General features: G+C 53.3%; 17 protein-coding genes, 1 tRNA gene and 1 pseudogene. 10 read left to right on the forward strand and 9 right to left on the reverse strand.

What is annotated here, in order from left to right; translation table 11 throughout:
• Nucleotides 1-7 precede the first annotated feature (7 nt).
• Both yicI and KK102_RS18735 read right to left on the reverse strand, forming a co-directional pair.
• On the reverse strand, nucleotides 8-2,326 hold the full coding sequence (gene yicI, locus KK102_RS18730; protein WP_216358197.1) for an alpha-xylosidase: 2,319 nt from the start codon (nucleotides 2,324-2,326) through the stop codon (nucleotides 8-10).
• 12 nt (nucleotides 2,327-2,338) lie between these two features.
• Nucleotides 2,339-3,730, reverse strand: a complete 1,392-nt coding sequence (locus KK102_RS18735; protein WP_216358198.1) for a glycoside-pentoside-hexuronide family transporter — start codon at nucleotides 3,728-3,730, stop codon at nucleotides 2,339-2,341.
• Nucleotides 3,731-4,019: 289 nt separating this feature from the next.
• On the opposite strand from KK102_RS18735, the gene KK102_RS18740 reads away from it, so the two are divergent.
• From KK102_RS18740 to KK102_RS18755, 4 genes are all read left to right on the forward strand, one after another.
• Nucleotides 4,020-4,114 (forward strand) — tRNA-Sec (locus KK102_RS18740).
• A 78-nt stretch (nucleotides 4,115-4,192) separates the two neighbouring features.
• Complete coding sequence (locus KK102_RS18745) at nucleotides 4,193-4,978, forward strand: hypothetical protein (protein WP_125366094.1); 786 nt, start codon at nucleotides 4,193-4,195, stop codon at nucleotides 4,976-4,978.
• Complete coding sequence (locus KK102_RS18750; RefSeq protein ID WP_216358199.1) at nucleotides 4,978-6,054, forward strand: N-acetyltransferase; 1,077 nt, start codon at nucleotides 4,978-4,980, stop codon at nucleotides 6,052-6,054. The genes KK102_RS18745 and KK102_RS18750 overlap by 1 nt, the downstream gene beginning before the upstream one ends.
• Nucleotides 6,032-6,400, forward strand: coding sequence for an ASCH domain-containing protein (locus KK102_RS18755; protein ID WP_047062544.1), 369 nt, complete (start codon nucleotides 6,032-6,034; stop codon nucleotides 6,398-6,400). Before KK102_RS18750 ends, KK102_RS18755 begins: the two co-directional genes overlap by 23 nt.
• Before the next feature lies 1 nt (nucleotide 6,401).
• On the opposite strand, the gene KK102_RS18760 is transcribed toward KK102_RS18755, so the two are convergent.
• Nucleotides 6,402-6,593 carry a toxin-antitoxin system HicB family antitoxin gene (locus KK102_RS18760; RefSeq protein ID WP_216358200.1) on the reverse strand — a complete coding sequence of 64 codons (192 nt, stop codon included), beginning with the start codon at nucleotides 6,591-6,593 and terminating at the stop codon, nucleotides 6,402-6,404.
• A 136-nt stretch (nucleotides 6,594-6,729) separates the two neighbouring features.
• On the opposite strand from KK102_RS18760, the gene KK102_RS18765 reads away from it, so the two are divergent.
• Complete coding sequence (locus KK102_RS18765) at nucleotides 6,730-7,071, forward strand: SymE family type I addiction module toxin (RefSeq protein ID WP_216358201.1); 342 nt, start codon at nucleotides 6,730-6,732, stop codon at nucleotides 7,069-7,071.
• Nucleotides 7,072-7,129: 58 nt separating this feature from the next.
• Nucleotides 7,130-8,157 (forward strand): annotated as a pseudogene (locus KK102_RS18770) (virulence RhuM family protein).
• Here KK102_RS18770 and KK102_RS18775 read toward each other — a convergent pair.
• The 3 genes from KK102_RS18775 to KK102_RS18785 form a co-directional block, all read right to left on the reverse strand.
• Nucleotides 8,154-8,597, reverse strand: coding sequence for an acetyltransferase (locus KK102_RS18775; RefSeq protein ID WP_216358202.1), 444 nt, complete (start codon nucleotides 8,595-8,597; stop codon nucleotides 8,154-8,156). The pseudogene KK102_RS18770 and the gene KK102_RS18775 sit on opposite strands and share 4 nt — an antisense overlap.
• A gap of 101 nt (nucleotides 8,598-8,698) precedes the next feature.
• A complete protein-coding gene (locus tag KK102_RS18780) occupies nucleotides 8,699-9,697 on the reverse strand; it encodes a class I SAM-dependent methyltransferase (protein ID WP_216358203.1) in 999 nt (332 codons plus the stop codon).
• A gap of 78 nt (nucleotides 9,698-9,775) precedes the next feature.
• Entirely contained in the window at nucleotides 9,776-10,300 is a 525-nt protein-coding gene (locus KK102_RS18785; RefSeq protein ID WP_126545735.1) for a lipocalin family protein, read from the reverse strand.
• A 117-nt stretch (nucleotides 10,301-10,417) separates the two neighbouring features.
• On the opposite strand from KK102_RS18785, the gene KK102_RS18790 reads away from it, so the two are divergent.
• The 4 genes from KK102_RS18790 (at nucleotide 10,418) to KK102_RS18805 (ending at nucleotide 13,950) form a co-directional block, all read left to right on the forward strand.
• Entirely contained in the window at nucleotides 10,418-11,143 is a 726-nt protein-coding gene (locus KK102_RS18790; protein ID WP_216358204.1) for a MerR family transcriptional regulator, read from the forward strand.
• 99 nt (nucleotides 11,144-11,242) lie between these two features.
• A complete protein-coding gene (gene uraH, locus KK102_RS18795) occupies nucleotides 11,243-11,653 on the forward strand; it encodes a hydroxyisourate hydrolase (protein WP_042714413.1) in 411 nt (136 codons plus the stop codon).
• 102 nt (nucleotides 11,654-11,755) lie between these two features.
• Nucleotides 11,756-12,715 carry a YbgA family protein gene (locus tag KK102_RS18800; protein WP_216358205.1) on the forward strand — a complete coding sequence of 320 codons (960 nt, stop codon included), beginning with the start codon at nucleotides 11,756-11,758 and terminating at the stop codon, nucleotides 12,713-12,715.
• 146 nt (nucleotides 12,716-12,861) lie between these two features.
• The gene (locus KK102_RS18805; RefSeq protein ID WP_172701442.1) at nucleotides 12,862-13,950 is read left to right on the forward strand and encodes an AAA family ATPase; all 1,089 of its coding nucleotides are present in this window, start codon (nucleotides 12,862-12,864) and stop codon (nucleotides 13,948-13,950) included.
• A gap of 28 nt (nucleotides 13,951-13,978) precedes the next feature.
• On the opposite strand, the gene KK102_RS18810 is transcribed toward KK102_RS18805, so the two are convergent.
• The 3 genes from KK102_RS18810 to nlpA form a co-directional block, all read right to left on the reverse strand.
• Complete coding sequence (locus tag KK102_RS18810) at nucleotides 13,979-14,932, reverse strand: GlxA family transcriptional regulator (protein ID WP_126545740.1); 954 nt, start codon at nucleotides 14,930-14,932, stop codon at nucleotides 13,979-13,981.
• Between the two features lie 25 nt (nucleotides 14,933-14,957).
• Nucleotides 14,958-15,737, reverse strand: a complete 780-nt coding sequence (locus KK102_RS18815; protein WP_126545741.1) for an MBL fold metallo-hydrolase — start codon at nucleotides 15,735-15,737, stop codon at nucleotides 14,958-14,960.
• A gap of 95 nt (nucleotides 15,738-15,832) precedes the next feature.
• The gene (nlpA, locus tag KK102_RS18820; RefSeq protein WP_109081970.1) at nucleotides 15,833-16,633 is read right to left on the reverse strand and encodes a lipoprotein NlpA; all 801 of its coding nucleotides are present in this window, start codon (nucleotides 16,631-16,633) and stop codon (nucleotides 15,833-15,835) included.
• Nucleotides 16,634-16,662 lie beyond the last annotated feature (29 nt).

The raw sequence follows: 16,662 nt of genomic DNA on the forward strand, positions 1-16,662 counted from the left end.
GCTATAATTAAAGATGAATAACTACCTCATTTTGCAGCGCTTTTAACACTACCCCCCACTCACTACCTGCCTGAGAACCGCCTTTTACTTCATGGATTTTCTGTATATTGCGCAGACAGATCGACCAGTTCCGCGCCTCCCCTTCACCTTTTAGGGTAATGGTGTTGCCATTGCGCGTCGCCTGCAGCGTAAAGATCGCCGAACCGTCCGCCGCGGGCACGTCGCATGCGGCCGTTGCGCCATCGTCCAGGTTAAACAGCTGGAAGGCCGTCCCCTCGTTCCACGCGTAGTCCGGCTTCTGGTTGTTGCTGCCCAGCGCCAGCAGCGTGTTGTCGCGCACGTAGACCGGCAGGCTCATGAAATCGTGCTGCTGCTTATGCCAGCGGCTGCCCTGAATTTCGTCGTTGTGCCACAGGTGCGTCCAGCGTCCTTCCGGCAGGTAGAACTGCACGTCGCCCGCCTCGGAGAACACCGGCGCGACCATCACCGCGTCCCCCAGCATGTACTGGCGGTCGAGGTAATCGCACGCCGGATCGTCCGGGAACTCCAGCATCATCGCGCGCAGCATCGGCGTGCCGAACTCGCGGGCCAGCGCCGCCTGACGGTACAGATACGGCATCAGCTGACATTTCAGCTGCGTAAAGTGGCGCACCACGTCGCAGGACTCATCATCGTACGCCCACGGCACGCGGTAGGATTTGCTGCCGTGCAGGCGGCTGTGGCTGGAGAACAGCCCGAACGCGCACCAGCGTTTGTAGACGTGCGCCGGGGCGGTGTTTTCGAATCCGCCGATATCGTGGCTCCAGAACCCGAAGCCGGACAGGCCAATCGACAGCCCACCGCGCAGGCTTTCGGCCATCGATTCGTAGTTGGCGTAGCAGTCGCCGCCCCAGTGCACCGGGAACTGCTGCGCACCCACGGACGCCGAGCGGGCAAACAGCACCGCCTCTTTTTCCCCCACCGTCTCTTTCAGCACGTTCCACACCAGCTCGTTATAGAGGTAGGCGTAGTGGTTGTGCATCTTCTGCGGATCGGACCCGTCGCACCACTGCACGTCCGTCGGGATACGCTCGCCGAAGTCGGTCTTGAAGCAGTCGACGCCGATGTCCACCAGGCCTTTCAGCTTGTCGGCATACCACTGGCACGCTTCCGGGTTGGTGAAGTCGTAAATCGCCAGCCCCGGCTGCCATTTGTCCCACTGCCACAGGGAGCCGTCCGGGCGCTTGAGCAGGTAGCCCTTCTCTTTCAGTTCCCGGAATACCGGTGACTTCTGGCCGATGTACGGGTTGATCCACACGCAGACCTTCAGCCCTTTCTCTTTCAGGCGGCGGATCATCCCTTCAGGGTCCGGGAAGGTCACCGGGTCCCACTCGAAGTCGCACCACTGGAAGGCCTTCATCCAGAAGCAGTCGAAGTGGAACACGTGCAGCGGCAGGTTGCGCTCGGCCATACCGTCGATAAAGCTGTTCACCGTCGCTTCATCGTAGTTAGTGGTGAACGAGGTGGTGAGCCACAGGCCGAACGACCACGCAGGCGGCAGCGCCGGACGCCCGGTGAAACGGGTATAGCGGTTTAATACCTCTTTCGGCGTTGGGCCGTCGATTACGAAGTACTCGAGATATTCGCCTTCAACGCTGAACTGCACTTTGGACACCTTCTCGGAGCCGACTTCAAACGAGACGTTCTCGGGGTGATTCACCAGCACGCCGTAGCCGCGGTTGGTCAGGTAGAACGGGATGTTTTTGTAGGACTGCTCGGTGCTGGTGCCGCCGTCGCGGTTCCAGGTTTCGACCGTCTGGCCGTTGCGCACCAGGGCGGTAAAGCGCTCGCCCAGACCGTAGACCGTTTCCCCCACGCCCAGATCCAGCCGTTCGAACACATAATTGCGGTCGGTATTGTTGTCCTGCACGTAGCCGTTGTTCTTCAGCTGGCTGCCGGTAATGCGCTGGCCGTTGCGCAGGAAGTCCAGCGCCCAGAACTCGCCTTTGGTAACGCGCACGCTGACGCTGCCGCTTTTCAGCTCGGCAAAATCGGCGTTGTTATCAATCTCTACCTTCACGTCTTTCAGAACGTTCAGCGGATAGTGCGGGCCGTTGTTCAGCGCGCCCTGGAAATGCTCGATGCGCACCCCGACAATCCCTTCCTGCGGGGCAAACAGGCGCACCGTGAACATCAACGTGTCGAGCTGCCAGGTGCGCTCGCGCACGTCGCGCGGTGCCACGTACACCACCAGGTCATTGCCCTGCTGCTCCACGTCGAACACCTGCACCGGATAGGTCACGTTAAGGCCCGGTTGAATGAGCCAGTTTCCATCACTGATTTTCATACTCTCGTCCTCTTAGTTCTGTAATTCTTTGCTGACCGGCAGGTTTTCAAACTCCTGCTGGTTGCGGCGCGCGCCCTGCGCCAGATCGCTCAGGATTTTGGTCAGGAAGGGCGTTTTCAGCGTGTAGTAGCGTTTGGCGATAATGGCGCTCAGCACGTAGCAGACCGCCGGGGCCAGGGTAAACAGGCCGATAATGATGCTGATGGTCGCGCTGTTCTGGGTTTTGGCCGCCGCGTCGTAGCCGCCGCCTGCCAGCATCCAGCCGATCATCGCCCCACCCAGCGCCAGACCCAGCTTCAGTACGAACAGCGTGCCCGCAAAGCTGATGCCGGTCAGGCGTTTGCCGTTGGTCCATTCGCCGTAGTCGACGGTATCGGACATCATTACCCACTGAATCGGCGTCACAAGCTGGTGCAGCACGCCGATGACGAAGATAAAGGCAAACATCACCACGGTGGCGTGCATCGGCACGAAGAACATCGCCACGCTGACCACCGCCAGCGCGGCGTTGGTCCACCAGAAAATGCTGACCTTGCACTTCCAGTCGGTGAGGGGTTTCGCCAGCGCGGAGCCGATCAGGTTGCCGACGCAGTAGGTGGTGAGGAACGCGACGAACACCTCCGGCGAGCCCATGATCCAGGTGCAGTAGTACATCATCGCGCCGCCGCGCACGCAGACGGCGAGGATATTGAGGATGGTGAGCACGCCGACGATGCGCCACTGGTCGTTTTGCCAGATGTCGCGCAGGTCTTCCCGCATGGAGGTGGTGCTCGGCGGCACCTGGATGCGCTCTTTGGTGGTAAAGAAGCAGAACGCCAGCATCAGGAACGCGACCACCGACAGCACGGCGATGCCGCCCTGGAAGCCGAACGCCTTATCGTCGCCGCCAATCAGGTTCACCAGGGGCATCATCAGCACCGTGGAGAGCATGCCGCCCGCGGTCGCCAGCACAAAGCGCCACGACTGAAGGGAGATACGCTGCGTCGGGTCGTTGGTGATCACGCCGCCCAGCGCGCAGTACGGGATATTGACCACGGTATAGAGCAGGGTCAGCAGGGTGTAGGTAACGGCGGCGTAAACCATTTTACCGTCGAGGCTGAGGTCCGGCGTGGTGTAGGCCAGCACGCAGACGATCCCGAACGGGATGGCACCAAACAAAATCCACGGACGGAACTTGCCCCAGCGGCTGCGGGTGCGGTCGGCAATCAGCCCCATGCACGGGTCGGAGATCGCATCCAGCGCGCGGGCCAGCAGGAACATGGTGCCGACAAACCCGGCGGGAATGCCGAAAATATCGGTGTAGAAAAACATCATGTACAACATGACGTTATCAAAAATGATGTGGCTGGCGGCGTCTCCCATGCCGTAGCCAATCTTCTCTTTAACTGACAATACTTCGCTCATCTTTTTTTATCCTTCACGCTGTAGGGGGCGCTGAGACCGGTTACAACGTTTTAAACCATCGTTTCAGGAGCGTGTATTGCGTTTTCTGGTTAGCAGATTACGTTTCTTGTTTTTTGTGATCGCGATAAATGTTGGAGAGCACAAAAGGCTAACCTGAGGATTTTCTTAGGAATTAGCTGAAACAGGGGGGTGCAGGTCAAAAGAGAGGTGAAAAAAGTGGTGTGGGGTATGTGGTAAATGTCTGAAAGTAGCTATAATGCGCCCCGCCTCCATGTAGCAATCGAGGCGCGGAAGATCGTCATCTCCGGTGAGGTGGCTGGACTTCAAATCCAGTTGGGGACGCCAGCGTTCCCGGGCAGGTTCGACTCCTGTGATCTTCCGCCAAAAGTTGTTCATAAGTATTAATAGATATAGCTAACTGCCTTAATCAATTCTGCTTTATCTTATCCAAAGGAATGGTTTATGAATGAACTCCCAGATCATAATGAGATGTTACTTTCAGCCCAACGAAATTTATCCTTTCTCCTTAAAACTTTTTATTTACATTTTTCACAAGATTGGGAATTAACTAAAACACCAGCAATAGATGAAACTGATGAACAGAGAATAAAAAGATTATTATTTGAAAAGGAAATATTTTTACAAACTGGATTAGTCATATTATTTAATTCTGCAGAAATTTATTTAAAATCCATAATTGCCGAGAAAAGTGTTTTCTTGTTATTAAAAGACCTCAAGGATTCCTATAAAAAACACTCCTTCTTCGACTGCTTAACAATTGATGCCGCAGATTTAAATAATGTAGCTTCCAGTATTTCAGGAGTTACATTCCCTCAAAGATTCAATGATACTTATGTTGCCCTACGTAAAGAACGTAATAAAGTAATACATCTTGGTAAAAGTAATAGCAAAGCTGTAATAAAAGACTTTCTTTCCGCGTTTTTAACTCTACAAGAAGAAATCAATAAAGTTAGCCTGCTCAAACTTTCGGAGGGTTTATTCAGTCACGATGGGCTCGAAATTGAAGGGATCCTAGCTTCTGCACAAGGCTACTCTAATAATATTATTGATATTTATAAAACTTTCTTTCCACTTGACGAAATCTTGAAAGAGATTTATAAACTCGATAGTAAACCTAAAATGTGGATACAGTGTAGTTCCTGTCATAGTACCTCTTCCACATTAGCAGTAATATCAAAAGCTAAAGCTGTTTGTCTTGCATGTGGGTATAAAAAAGGAGTTATGTAATGGAGAATTTAAAATTAATACCTTTTTCCAAAATTAATTTTTCAGATCCGTTTTTCGATAGTCTGAAATCAGACTATGCAATAGGATTTGTTGAATGGTTCCAAAAAAAATGCTTAACCCCTGAAAAAGATAAAGCATATGTTCTCTTCGATGAGAATGAGAATATAGATGGCTTCATGTATCTGAAATTAGAAGATGGGGTTATTGATGATACTTCTCCTAATATACCCGCTGGACATCATTTAAAAATCGGAACGTTTAAATTTAATACAAAAGGTACTTTACGCGGCCAGCGTTTTTTGAAGAAAATATTCGACCATGCGTTAAAAGAAAAAGTAAATGATATTTATGTCACTATCTTTGATAAACATGATTACCTTATTAAATTATTCTTGAAGTACGGATTTGTAAAGTATGGGCTCAAACATTCCGAAAATGGAACAGAAAATGTTTTACTTCGGGAGATGAGTGCAGATCATTTAACAGGAGATTTACTTTCTGATTACCCATATATAAATAACAGAAATAATGAAAACAAATATCTATTATCTATATATCCCACTTTTCACACACGTCTTTTCCCAGACTCAAAACTCGTAAATGAGGCACCAGATGTCATTGCAGATGTTTCTTATGCTAATAGTATTAGAAAAATATATATCTGTGCAATGAGTGATGTAACAAAAATGAAGCCTCATGACATTATTATTATTTATCGCACATCTGATAATCAGGGCCCTGCATATTACCGTTCGGTTGTCACTTCTTTATGTGTTGTCGAAAGTGTAAAAACAATCAGCTCATTTTTAAATGAAAAAGAATTCCTCAATCATTGTTTAAAATATAGCGTATTTACTGAATCAGAATTGAAATCATTCTTTAAAACTAAAAAATACCCTTATATCATAACTTTCACTTATAATTTAGCTCTGCCAAAACGAGTAAATCGTGCTAAACTTATCGAAGAGGTAGGCCTGAATCCTAAGGACTACTGGGGCGTAATGAAGTTAACAGATAGACAATTCGAAATGATAGTTGAGTTAGGCGGAACAGATGAAAGTATTATTGTCAATTAAGCCAGAATTTGTGGAAAAAATTCTTGATGGGACAAAAAAATTTGAGTTCCGTAAAGGTATTTTCAAAAACGACGATGTTAAATCTGTTGTAATATACGCAACTATGCCTGTTGGTATGATTATTGGTGAATTTGACATTAAAAACATTATTGAAGATGAACCATTAAAGTTATGGAACAAAACTAGACATCAAGCGGGCATAAGTAAAAGTTTTTTTGATTCATATTTTGATAACAGAAAGAAAGCTTTTGCTATTGAAATTGGTGACATTCGCGTATATGAAGCTCCTATAAAACTGAGTTCTATGGGCATCAGTGCACCTCAGTCGTATCGATACTTAAATTAATCTAATTTTTTGGCTCAATACCGATTTTTTCTAATTCTTTTCGTCCTAAGGTTTTGAGCCAATTCCCCAAACTCATCCCTTCAGCCTTCGCCGCAGCCTCAAACTGCGCCTTCAACTCTGGCGTAATACGAATCTGAAAAGTCGGTGCTTTTCCGGAAGTTGATTTGTTAGGGTCGCGTTTAGCTGTTGACATGTACGTACCTACAGGAGCAAGATAACTTCATTGAGGTACGTACCTTAACATACGACAACCTCAGATTGAAACGCCCTCGCCAGGTACTCGCAATACCGGACGAGAGCTAACCTCACCAACTATCAAGGAGTTGATTATGGCTGATTCGCATTCTAACCCAGACACCGACCAATCCGGAACCGAGCGTTCGTTAATTGTGGGATACCGCCCGAATGTTTTCGACAAATCCACGCCGAAAATTATCCTTTCCGGCAAGTGGCTGCGCGCAGCGGGCTTTGATACCGGACAGCAGGTCACGATAAAAGTCATGAAAGGATGCATCGTTTTGGTGGCATATAACGAGCAGGAGCAGCGGTTGCAGGACGATTATAAACGGACGAAGGCAAAGCTTATTGAGATAGAGAACGCGCTTGCGGCGATCCAAACTTCGCGTCCTGGAAAGCGCCTCGCAAAATCAAATACAAACCACCTGGCTTAGCGGCTGTTTCTGGCATACTACGAGCTTACAGGCATCAACCTTATGACGCGGAGGCAGCATGACATATGAAGAATTAATTAATTCACCAGCCGGTGAGTTCGTCATGTTTGCCAGTAAGGATGGAAAAGTTCGCATTGAATGCCGCTTCGAAAGCGATACGTTGTGGCTCTCACAGGCTACGATCTGTGAGTTATAGGGTAAAGCCAAAGCAACGATCAGCGGGCATATCAAAAACATTTTTGATGAGGGTGAGCTGGTCGAAAATTCAGTTGTTCGGTTTTACCGAACAACTGCCCGCGATGGTAAAGTATATAACGTTCAATATTTTAGCCTGCCCGTGATTCTCGCTATCGGCTATCGCGTCCGCTCCGCGCGAGGTACACAGTTCCGCCAGTGGGCCACCCAAACGCTGCAGGAATATCTGGTCAAAGGCTTCGTTATGGACGACGAGCGGCTGAAAAATCCACCTGTTGGATCATCCGCCGTACCTGACTATTTCGATGAAATGCTGGAACGCATTCGCGATATACGGGCCAGCGAACGCCGGGTCTATCTCCGCGTGAGGGAGATTTTTGCATTAGCCGCTGATTATCAGCCGTCGCTCAAAGAAACCACGCAGTTCTTCCAGACCATCCAGAATAAACTGCATTATGCCTGCACGGGACACACCGCTGCTGAGTTGATTCACCAGCGTGCGGACGCCTCTCAACCCCATATGGGGCTGACCAGCGATAAAGGCGAAGAAGTCCGTAAAACGATGTCACCACTGAAAAAAATTATCTGTCTCAGGATGAGGTGAGCGAGCTTAATCGCGTCGTTAATATGTGGCTCGATTTTGCCGAAGATCAGGCCAAACGCCGCAAGCAGGTATTTTTACGAGACTGGCAAACCAAACTCGATCAGTTCCTGCAATTTAACGACCGGGACGTTTTAGAAGGGGCAGGCAAAATCAGCAAGAAAGCGGCCGATGAAAAGGCGTGCTCAGAATACATTGAGTTTGAAAAAAAGCAGCGCCTGCTGAAAGAAGCCGAAGGTGAGAAAGATATCATCGGCTTATTAAAATGGGATAAGCAGGCTAAGCGCTAATCCCGATTCAACCGCATATGCAACAACGGAAACGGATTCCCCTGCCCGTCCAGTTCCGAGCGTCCGACCTGCTCAAACCCCATATGGCGATAAAACGCGACGCCCTGCGGGTTCTGCTCATTCACGTCCACTTCGTTCGCGCCGAACGCTGCGATGGCGTGGTTCAGCAGCAATTTCCCGACGCCCTTCCCGCGACTCGCGTCGTCAACAAACAGCATTTCAATGCGGTTTTCATCCACGCCTAAAAAGCCGTGAATAACGCCTGCATCATCATCGCGGGCCATCACGACCTTGAGGTTAGGCAGATAGGCGTTAAGCAATAACGGGCGCAGCGCCGCGATATCGCTTTCCTGTAAAAAGTGGTGGGTGGCGCGGACGGAGGATTCCCAGATCGCGACCAGACGTTCGAAGTGTGAGGGGAGTGCGGTTTCGATTTTCATGGGGGGATCATGATTGGAAAACCGAATTATTTCAAGCCACGCTTTGCGGTCTGTTCCCCCTCACCCTGGCCCTCTCCCTCAGGGAGAGGGAACCGATTGTGCTAAACCCTAATCTCCATCACCGCGTACACCCCGTCCTTCGGCACCACCACGGTGACGTTTTCCACCGGCACGCCCGCCGCGAGGTGGATATCCTGCAGCTGCTGTAACGTCCTCGGGTAAATATCCTCCCAGCCGATCCCCCGCAGCACAAAGTCAATTTGCGGGCTGCTGGTCAGCATATTCGATACAATCACCGCGCCGCCGGGCTTGACCAGCCGCAGCGCGCGCTGGAGAAAAACCACCGCATCGGTATCATTGAAGTATTCGAAGATCCCCAGCGCGTCGACCAGTTCGGCCTGATGCTCGCCCAGCTCCAGCAGCAGATCCTCGTTACGCACCAGCGTATGGAGCAGGTCGCGTCTGAGGAGGGTTAGCTGTTCGCCCACCACAATCCCTTCCTGCGCCGCCATGGTTTCGGCCCAGCTCAGGGCGACGGCATCTTTATCGACCAGCGTGAGATACACCTGCTGACCATCAAGTTTGGCATTGCGGAGCGCCTCCAGCACCGGGATGGCGGCCCCGCTCGCCAGGCTGACCCAGTTATTTTCGCTTTCGTTGTGAATGTACTTCTCCACCAGCGCGGCCAGCACGCGGGCGCGGGAGCGTACGCCGATGGCATCATTGGCGTGAATAAACCACTGGCGGCTGTCGCTGTCCATTTTCGTCCCTTCGGGAAGACGCTCTTCCAGCGGATTTTGCACCACAAAAAGTGCAAGCGCAGAGGGAACCAGCCGGGTTCGCCACGCGGTGAGCGCCGGACGGTTGCGAAAGGCTTGTTCGGAATAGCGGTTCTGCGGGACAAGCACCGCTTGGCCGCCCTCTTCCCATTCAACAAAAGGAGGGCGGAGCGCCGGATCGGCTTTCAGTCCCCGATCGATGGCATGTATCTCCCGGACGGTATCGCCTTTCATCGGCCACCGATCGCTGACGTCGGGAAAGGACGCACTGAAAATCGTCATATTTTCCGGTGCATCGCCGCGAAAAGGCTGCCAGTTCATGTCGTCTTCCCTCCGTTAGGCTTTTAACGGAAGTCTATCCAGGCGAGCCAGTAAAACCCTACGAAGAAAGCACGATCTTCACTGCTTCACCCACACCAGCTGGTCAACCTGGAAGCCCAGACCGCGCGCGGTGTTCAGGTAATCCTGTTTCACCGCATCCGGGATGGTTGGCGTGCGCGACAGGATCCACAGGTAGTCGCGGTTCGGGCCGCTGACCAGCGCGTACTGGTACTTATCGTCCAGTTTGATCACGTTATACCCGCCGTAGAACGGGCCGAAGAAGGACACCTTCAGCGCGGCCGTGGTCGGTTCGCCGGTAAAGTAGGCTTTACCCTCGCTCTCATTCCACTTGTTCTTCACCGGGTCGTAGCCGCGGTTAAGTACGCTGATGCCGCCGTCGCTGCGCGTGCCGTAGGTGGCGGTAACCTGCTCCAGGCCGCGTTCAAAGCGGTTTTCCAGGCGAGCGACTTCGTACCATTTGCCAAGATAGCGGCTGGCGTCAAAACCGGAAATGGGCTGCACGCCCTTCGGTGGGGTGGGGGATTTACAGGCTACCAGCGTCAGGGCAATGGCAACACCGGTCACAACAGGCCATAGCTTCATGAGAATTCCTTTCATTTGCACGGTTGGAAATTAAGTGTAGTGCACCGCGGCGGCGCTTCATCCCGTCCGCGAAAATTCGTAGTATATTGAGAGTATTCCTCAACTCTGGACACGGACATGGCTTACTCCATCGGCGAATTCGCCAGACTCAGCGGGATCACCGCCACCACGCTGCGGGCCTGGCAGCGGCGCTACGGCTTACTCAAGCCTCAGCGCACGGAGGGCGGTCACCGCCAGTACAGCGATGAGGACGTCCAGCAGGCGCTAAAAATCCTCGACTGGGTAAAAAAAGGCGTCCCGATTGGCCAGGTCAAACCGCTGCTGGAGCGCCCTACGTCGCGCCTGACCAACAACTGGCTTACGCTGCAGCAGACCATGTTACAGCGCCTGCAGGACGGCAAAATCGAGTCCCTGCGCCAGATGATTTACGACGCAGGACGCGAGTACCCCAGACCAGAGCTGGTCGCGAACGTGCTGCGTCCGCTGCGCAGCCAGATATCGGCAAACGTCGCCGCCGCCATGACCCTGCGCGAGATCCTCGACGGCATCATCATCGCCTACACCTCGTTTTGCCTGGAAGGCGATAAAAAAGCGCCAGGCGACAACATCCTGCTCAGCGGCTGGTACCTGAATGACCCGTGCGAAGTCTGGCTCGAAGCCTTAACCCGCACCGGGCAAGGCCACCGTATCGATATTTTGCCCACGCCGCCCGCCACGCTGGCTCCGGAGATTTTCCCGGACCGCCGCTGGCTTCTGGTCACGCGCGGTAAACTCACCGCCGCGCGCAAAAAGCAGATCGAGCAGTGGCAGCAGCAGGTATCGCTTGAAGTGATTATCCTCTAATCATTTTCTCCTGCGGGAATCTTCACGAAAAGTTGAATATTTTCCCGCGCCACAAATGCTAACGTTTTCCTGTGACCGACAACTCCACAGGAAAACACAATGAAAAAAACTGCCTCTCTGCTGATGCTGACCACCCTGGCCTTTGCCCCTGCCGCCTTTAGCGCCCCTGCCGGCACGCTGAGCGTACACATTCTTGACCAGCAAACCGGGATGCCGCCATCGGACGTTACCGTCACGCTGGAAAAACAGCAGCAGGACAAATGGACCCCGATTGCCAGCGGCAAAACCGACCATGATGGCCGCATCAAATCGCTTTATCCGCAGGATCAGGATATGCAGCCCGGCGTCTATAAAGTGACCTTTAAAACCGCAGATTACTTCCACGGGAAGAAGCTGGACTCCTTCTTCCCGGAGATCCCGGTACTGTTCACCGTAACCCGCACCAACGAAAAGCTGCACATCCCTCTCCTGCTGAGCCAGTACGGTTATTCAACTTACAAAGGCAGTTAACCAACGTTGATTTTAAAGGGAAATAAAAAATAGTTCTGCTAATACTTGGACAAATTAGTCATGTTGTGTAAGTTTTAAAGAGAAGAACGGGAGGACCACACCATGACAACAAAACCTGTGCTCGGTATTAGCGGATGTTTGACCGGGTCTGCCGTTCGCTTCGACGGCGGACACAAGCGTATGGGCTTTGTCATGGATGAACTGGCCCAGTGGGTGAGTTTCAGGCCCGTCTGCCCGGAAATGGCGATTGGCCTGCCAACGCCACGCCCGGCCATACGCCTGACGCTGACGGACAGCGGCGAAACGCAGCTCCGCTTCAGCAAGCCGCCCCATGATGATATTACGCAGAAAATGGCCGACTTTACGGCGGACTATCTGCCAAAAATCGGCGATCTGTCGGGATTTATCGTCTGCGCGAAATCGCCAAGCTGCGGCATGGAACGCGTGCGGCTGTATGATGAAAACGGCAACCGGGGCCGCAAGGAGGGTGTCGGGCTGTTCACCGCCGCCCTGCTTGAAACCTACCCGTGGCTGCCCGTGGAGGAAGACGGTCGGCTGCACGACCCGGTGCTGCGGGAAAACTTTATCGAGCGGGTATTTGCCCTGCACGAGCTGAACACGCTGCGTGATCAAGGCCTGACGCGCCGCGCGCTGCTGGATTTCCACAGCCGCTATAAATTGCAGCTGCTGGCGCACCATCAGGCGGGCTACCGCGAGATCGGCCCGTTCGTTGCGTCGCTGCATGAATGGGAAGATCTGGACGCCTTCTTCGTGGCGTACCGCGAAAAGCTGATGACGATCCTGAAAAAGCCCGCTTCGCGGAAAAACCATACCAACGTGCTAATGCATATTCAGGGCTATTTCCGTAACCAGCTGAACAGCCGCCAGCGCGTCGAACTGCGCGATGTGATCCTGCACTACCGCGACGGGCTGCTGCCCATCCTCGCCCCGCTGACGCTGCTGAAACACTATATGGCCGAATACCCTGACCGGTATCTGATGACGCAAAACTACTTTGATCCCTATCCTGATGATTTGGGTCTGCGTCTGGCAGTAACCTGACGATAAAAATGCGAAGGCCCGTTTGACCCATAGAGGCCCAAAGCAGTACCCCGTTTAGACGACATCCTCACTGTCGTCTCTTTTTTGCATTCCACGCAAAATACTGTAATTATTTACAGGTAAGTAACGCAAAAAAGGGACTGCCTGTGATCACCACCCTGCACATTCAAAACTACCGCTCGATACGCGAAATGTCGCTGGAGCTGGAACAGCTCAACATCGTCTTTGGCCCAAACGGCACCGGAAAATCAAATATCTACAAAGCGATCCACCTGATGCACAGCGCCGCGCAGGGGCAGTTTTCGCAGGCACTGGCGAACGAGGGTGGGATTTTAAAAGTGTTCTGGGCAGGCAAAACCCGCAGCGACCAGCTGCGGCGGATGAATTTGGCCGTGGAAACAGAAACCTACGAATACGAGCTGCAGGTAGGCTTTGTCGAAAAACTGCCTTACCCCTCACAGTTTCAACTCGATCCGGTGATCAAAGAAGAGTCCATCTGGCTGAGTGGTCAATACCGCCGCCCGTCGTCACAGCTGATGAAGCGTAAAAATCAGGCCGTATTTCTGAATAACGTACATCACGAGAAAGTCACCCACAGCGGCACGCTGTATGAGAATGAATCGGTGTTTGGCCAGCTCGGCGAGCCGCATCTCTACCCGGAAGTGTCGCAGATGCGCGAGTCGCTGCGTAACTGGCGATTTTATCATGAGTTTTCCGTCTCATCCGGCTCGGCGATGCGGGCTCCGCAGGTCGGTTTCCGCTCCCCGGTGCTGGCCAGCGACGGCGCAAACCTGGCGGCGGCGTTTCAGACCATCGTGGAAATTGGCGACGAGCTGCTGCTGATGCGCATCCTTGATCAGGCTTTCCCCGGCTGCGTGTTTTACAGCGACAACACCGGCGGGCGTTTTCGCATGATGATGCAGCGCGAGGGGCTGAGCAGACCGCTGGAACCGGCGGAGTTTTCCGACGGCACCCTGCGCTTTCTGTGCCTGGCGGTCGCGCTGTTAAGCCCGCGCCCGCCGGCGTTTATCGCCCTCAACGAACCGGAAAACAGCCTGCACCCGCAGATGCTGCCCGCGCTGGCGAGCTTAATCGCAGAGGCCAGCCGCTACTCGCAGATCTGGCTGACCAGCCACTCGCCGGAGCTGGCGAATTTAATTGAGAAACAGCGATCGTTTTCGCTGTATCAGCTGTCGATGGTGGAAGGGGAAACGAAGGTGGAGAGGCTGGGGTAAACGCCGGGTGGCGCTGCGCTTACCCGGCCTACGAATGAGTCCGAAAGGTCTTCCGCCACTCCGCCGGACTCACCCCAAAACGCGCCTTAAACTGCTGTCGCCAGGTGACGGCGGAATTAAACCCCACCAGCTCAGCCACGCGCTCAATCGGCATATTTCCGGCTTCAAGCAGGATCTGGCTGCGCCGCAGGCGCTCGGCGGTAAGCCAGTCGGCAACGCTCATCCCCGTGGCTTTAATAAAATGACGCGTCAGGGTGCGGCGGCTCATCGAAACCACGTCCGCCAGCGAGTCAAGGCTATGCGGTTCGGTGATGTGCTGCTGTAGATAGTCGATAAGGCAATTGATACGTGCATCGCGGGTGTCATTCGGAACAGGCTGAGCAATAAACTGCGCCTGACCGCCCTCGCGGTGCGGCGGCACAATCATCCGCCGGGCAATCTGGTTGGCGACCACGCTGCCAAAGCGCTGGCGAATGATATACAGGCAGCAGTCCAGCGCGGCAGCGGTTCCGGCAGAGGTGATGATATTGCCGTCATCCACGTAGAGGGCATTGATATCCAACTGGACGTGCGGGAAGAGCGACTGGAACTGATTTTCGAACTCCCAGTGGGTGGCAGCGCGCTTGCCGTCGAGAATGCCCGCATAGCCCAGCACAAACGACCCCAGACACAACCCGACGATTTCAGCGCCATTGTCTCTCGCCTTCACCAGGCTATCGATCAACGTCTGGGGCGGGCGTTCCAGGACGTGCTGCCAGTAGGGCACGACAACAATATCAGCCTGCTCAATGGTGGAGTAATCCTGCGTAGCATTGAGCGAAAAACCGTCTCTTGATGTCAGAAACCCTGGTTTTTCAGCGCAAATCGTGACATTAAAGCGCTTTTCGCCCGATACCGTATCGCCAAACAAAATGCAGGGAACGGAGTAGTGGAACGGGCTAAACCCGTCCACCGCGACAATGGCAACATGTAATAGTGACATCACCCTCTCCTTCCCTCTGTGGTGCTCAGAATATAACGCTTTCACCATCCTGGGGAATGCTCAACGCATAACTAAACTGGTTGGCTTCGGCGTATTCACGCAGCGCGCGGCGGGTCAGTAGACAGTGGTTGATGGCCTCCATATGGGTCGCCACAATCTGCGCCTCAGGCAACAGAAAATGCACGTTCAGCACATCCTGCTCGCCCATGATAATGGGGCCAAAACCAATCACATGCGCGTAACCGGCGTTCAACACCACGACATCCGGCTGGTGTTTTTGCATGTCGGTCGCCACCTCTTCACGCCAGATGGTATCCCCGGCGATATAAAGCGTCTTTTCGTCAGGATGACGGAAGACGACGCCGCAGGCCTCGCCCAGGCGCTCCGCCAGGTCCGGCACGGCATAAGCGCGATCGGTTCCGTGCTGGCCGCCGTGGGTTTTCACGATGCTTACGTCATCAAATGCGGTCTCTTCGGTCATCACCGTCAGGTGGGTAAATCCCTGGCTGCGCAGCAGCGCGGCGTCGCTGTCGTTTTGTACATAAATCGGTTTGTCTTTGGCGATCAGCGCAATGGCGGTTTGATCCCAATGATCGTCGTGCGTGTGGGTGACAATCACCGCGTCGGCATCGAGCAGCGTAGTAACCTCAACAGGCAGGTCAACGGTCGGGTTACGAATATCTGCATGCGCCGTGCCCGGGAAACCGGGGTAAGCCCCTTTCGGCGCGAGCATGGGGTCAACTAAAAAACGTTTTCCCGCGTAGGTAATCAGCTGAGTGGCATTGCGAATCTGAGTAATGTTCATGGGCTATCCTCCGGTGGGTGTGATAAGGAGAATAGCCCGTGACCACGCGTTACGATGTGGGCTAAAGGGCGATGATCGATGGAATTGGGCCAAACTTACCAGCCTGGCACCGCGCCGCCGTTGAAGATCGTTTCGGCCGCTTTTGCTACCTCAGGCGACTGATACGACTGTATGAATTCCTTCACGTTTTCCGCATCTTTCTTGTCTTCACGCGTCACGACAATGTTCACATACGGCGAGTTTTTATCTTCAATGAAGACGCTGTCATGAACCGGCGACAGGCCGGTTTGCTGGAGGTAGGTGGTACTAATAATGGCGACATCCACCTTCGGATCGTCCAGCACGCGCGGCAGCTGCGCGCCTTCCAGCTCCATAATCTTCAGATTTTTAGGGTTTGCGGTGATATCCAGCGCCGTCGGCAGCAGGCCAACGTCCGGCTTAAGGGCAATCAGCTTCTCTTTTTGCAGCAGCAGCAGCGCGCGACCGAGGTTGGTTGGGTCGTTAGGAATGGCAATCGTTGCGCCGTCTTTCAGTTCATTCACCGATTTAATCTTGCGGGAATAGCCAGCCATCGGGAAGACGAAGGTGTTTGCAACGGCAACCAGCTTGTAGCCGTGCGCCTTGTTATCTTCTGCGAGGAACGGGCGGTGCTGGAAGACGTTGGCATCCAGCTCTCCCTGGTTAGTGGCATCGTTGGGCAGCAGCGATCCGCTAAAGCCCACCAGCTCCACGTCCAGACCGTATTTCTCTTTTGCCACCTTTTTAGCAACCTCCGCCACGTCCTGCTCGGCACCGTTAATCACGCCGACCTTAATGTGTTTGGCATCATTGCTACTTTGGTCACAGCCCGCGAGCAGCAGGCCAGTCAGGAGAAGCGCACCCAGTCGAAGTTTCACGAGACAGTTCCTTTTGTTAAACGTTTTGA

The sequence above is a fragment of the Enterobacter quasimori genome, assembly GCF_018597345.1.
Taxonomy (GTDB): Bacteria; Pseudomonadota; Gammaproteobacteria; order Enterobacterales; family Enterobacteriaceae; genus Enterobacter; species Enterobacter mori.

What these genes read in the sequence shown, in the direction of transcription:
- yicI (WP_216358197.1), bottom strand. Translation starts at nt 2,326, where the DNA reads ATGAAAATCAGTGATGGAAACTGGCTCATTCAACCGGGCCTTAACGTG.
- KK102_RS18735 (WP_216358198.1), bottom strand. Translation starts at nt 3,730, where the DNA reads ATGAGCGAAGTATTGTCAGTTAAAGAGAAGATTGGCTACGGCATGGGA.
- KK102_RS18745 (WP_125366094.1), top strand. Translation starts at nt 4,193, where the DNA reads ATGAATGAACTCCCAGATCATAATGAGATGTTACTTTCAGCCCAACGA.
- KK102_RS18750 (WP_216358199.1), top strand. Translation starts at nt 4,978, where the DNA reads ATGGAGAATTTAAAATTAATACCTTTTTCCAAAATTAATTTTTCAGAT.
- KK102_RS18755 (WP_047062544.1), top strand. Translation starts at nt 6,032, where the DNA reads ATGAAAGTATTATTGTCAATTAAGCCAGAATTTGTGGAAAAAATTCTT.
- KK102_RS18760 (WP_216358200.1), bottom strand. Translation starts at nt 6,593, where the DNA reads ATGTCAACAGCTAAACGCGACCCTAACAAATCAACTTCCGGAAAAGCA.
- KK102_RS18765 (WP_216358201.1), top strand. Translation starts at nt 6,730, where the DNA reads ATGGCTGATTCGCATTCTAACCCAGACACCGACCAATCCGGAACCGAG.
- KK102_RS18775 (WP_216358202.1), bottom strand. Translation starts at nt 8,597, where the DNA reads ATGAAAATCGAAACCGCACTCCCCTCACACTTCGAACGTCTGGTCGCG.
- KK102_RS18780 (WP_216358203.1), bottom strand. Translation starts at nt 9,697, where the DNA reads ATGAACTGGCAGCCTTTTCGCGGCGATGCACCGGAAAATATGACGATT.
- KK102_RS18785 (WP_126545735.1), bottom strand. Translation starts at nt 10,300, where the DNA reads ATGAAGCTATGGCCTGTTGTGACCGGTGTTGCCATTGCCCTGACGCTG.
- KK102_RS18790 (WP_216358204.1), top strand. Translation starts at nt 10,418, where the DNA reads ATGGCTTACTCCATCGGCGAATTCGCCAGACTCAGCGGGATCACCGCC.
- uraH (WP_042714413.1), top strand. Translation starts at nt 11,243, where the DNA reads ATGAAAAAAACTGCCTCTCTGCTGATGCTGACCACCCTGGCCTTTGCC.
- KK102_RS18800 (WP_216358205.1), top strand. Translation starts at nt 11,756, where the DNA reads ATGACAACAAAACCTGTGCTCGGTATTAGCGGATGTTTGACCGGGTCT.
- KK102_RS18810 (WP_126545740.1), bottom strand. Translation starts at nt 14,932, where the DNA reads ATGTCACTATTACATGTTGCCATTGTCGCGGTGGACGGGTTTAGCCCG.
- KK102_RS18815 (WP_126545741.1), bottom strand. Translation starts at nt 15,737, where the DNA reads ATGAACATTACTCAGATTCGCAATGCCACTCAGCTGATTACCTACGCG.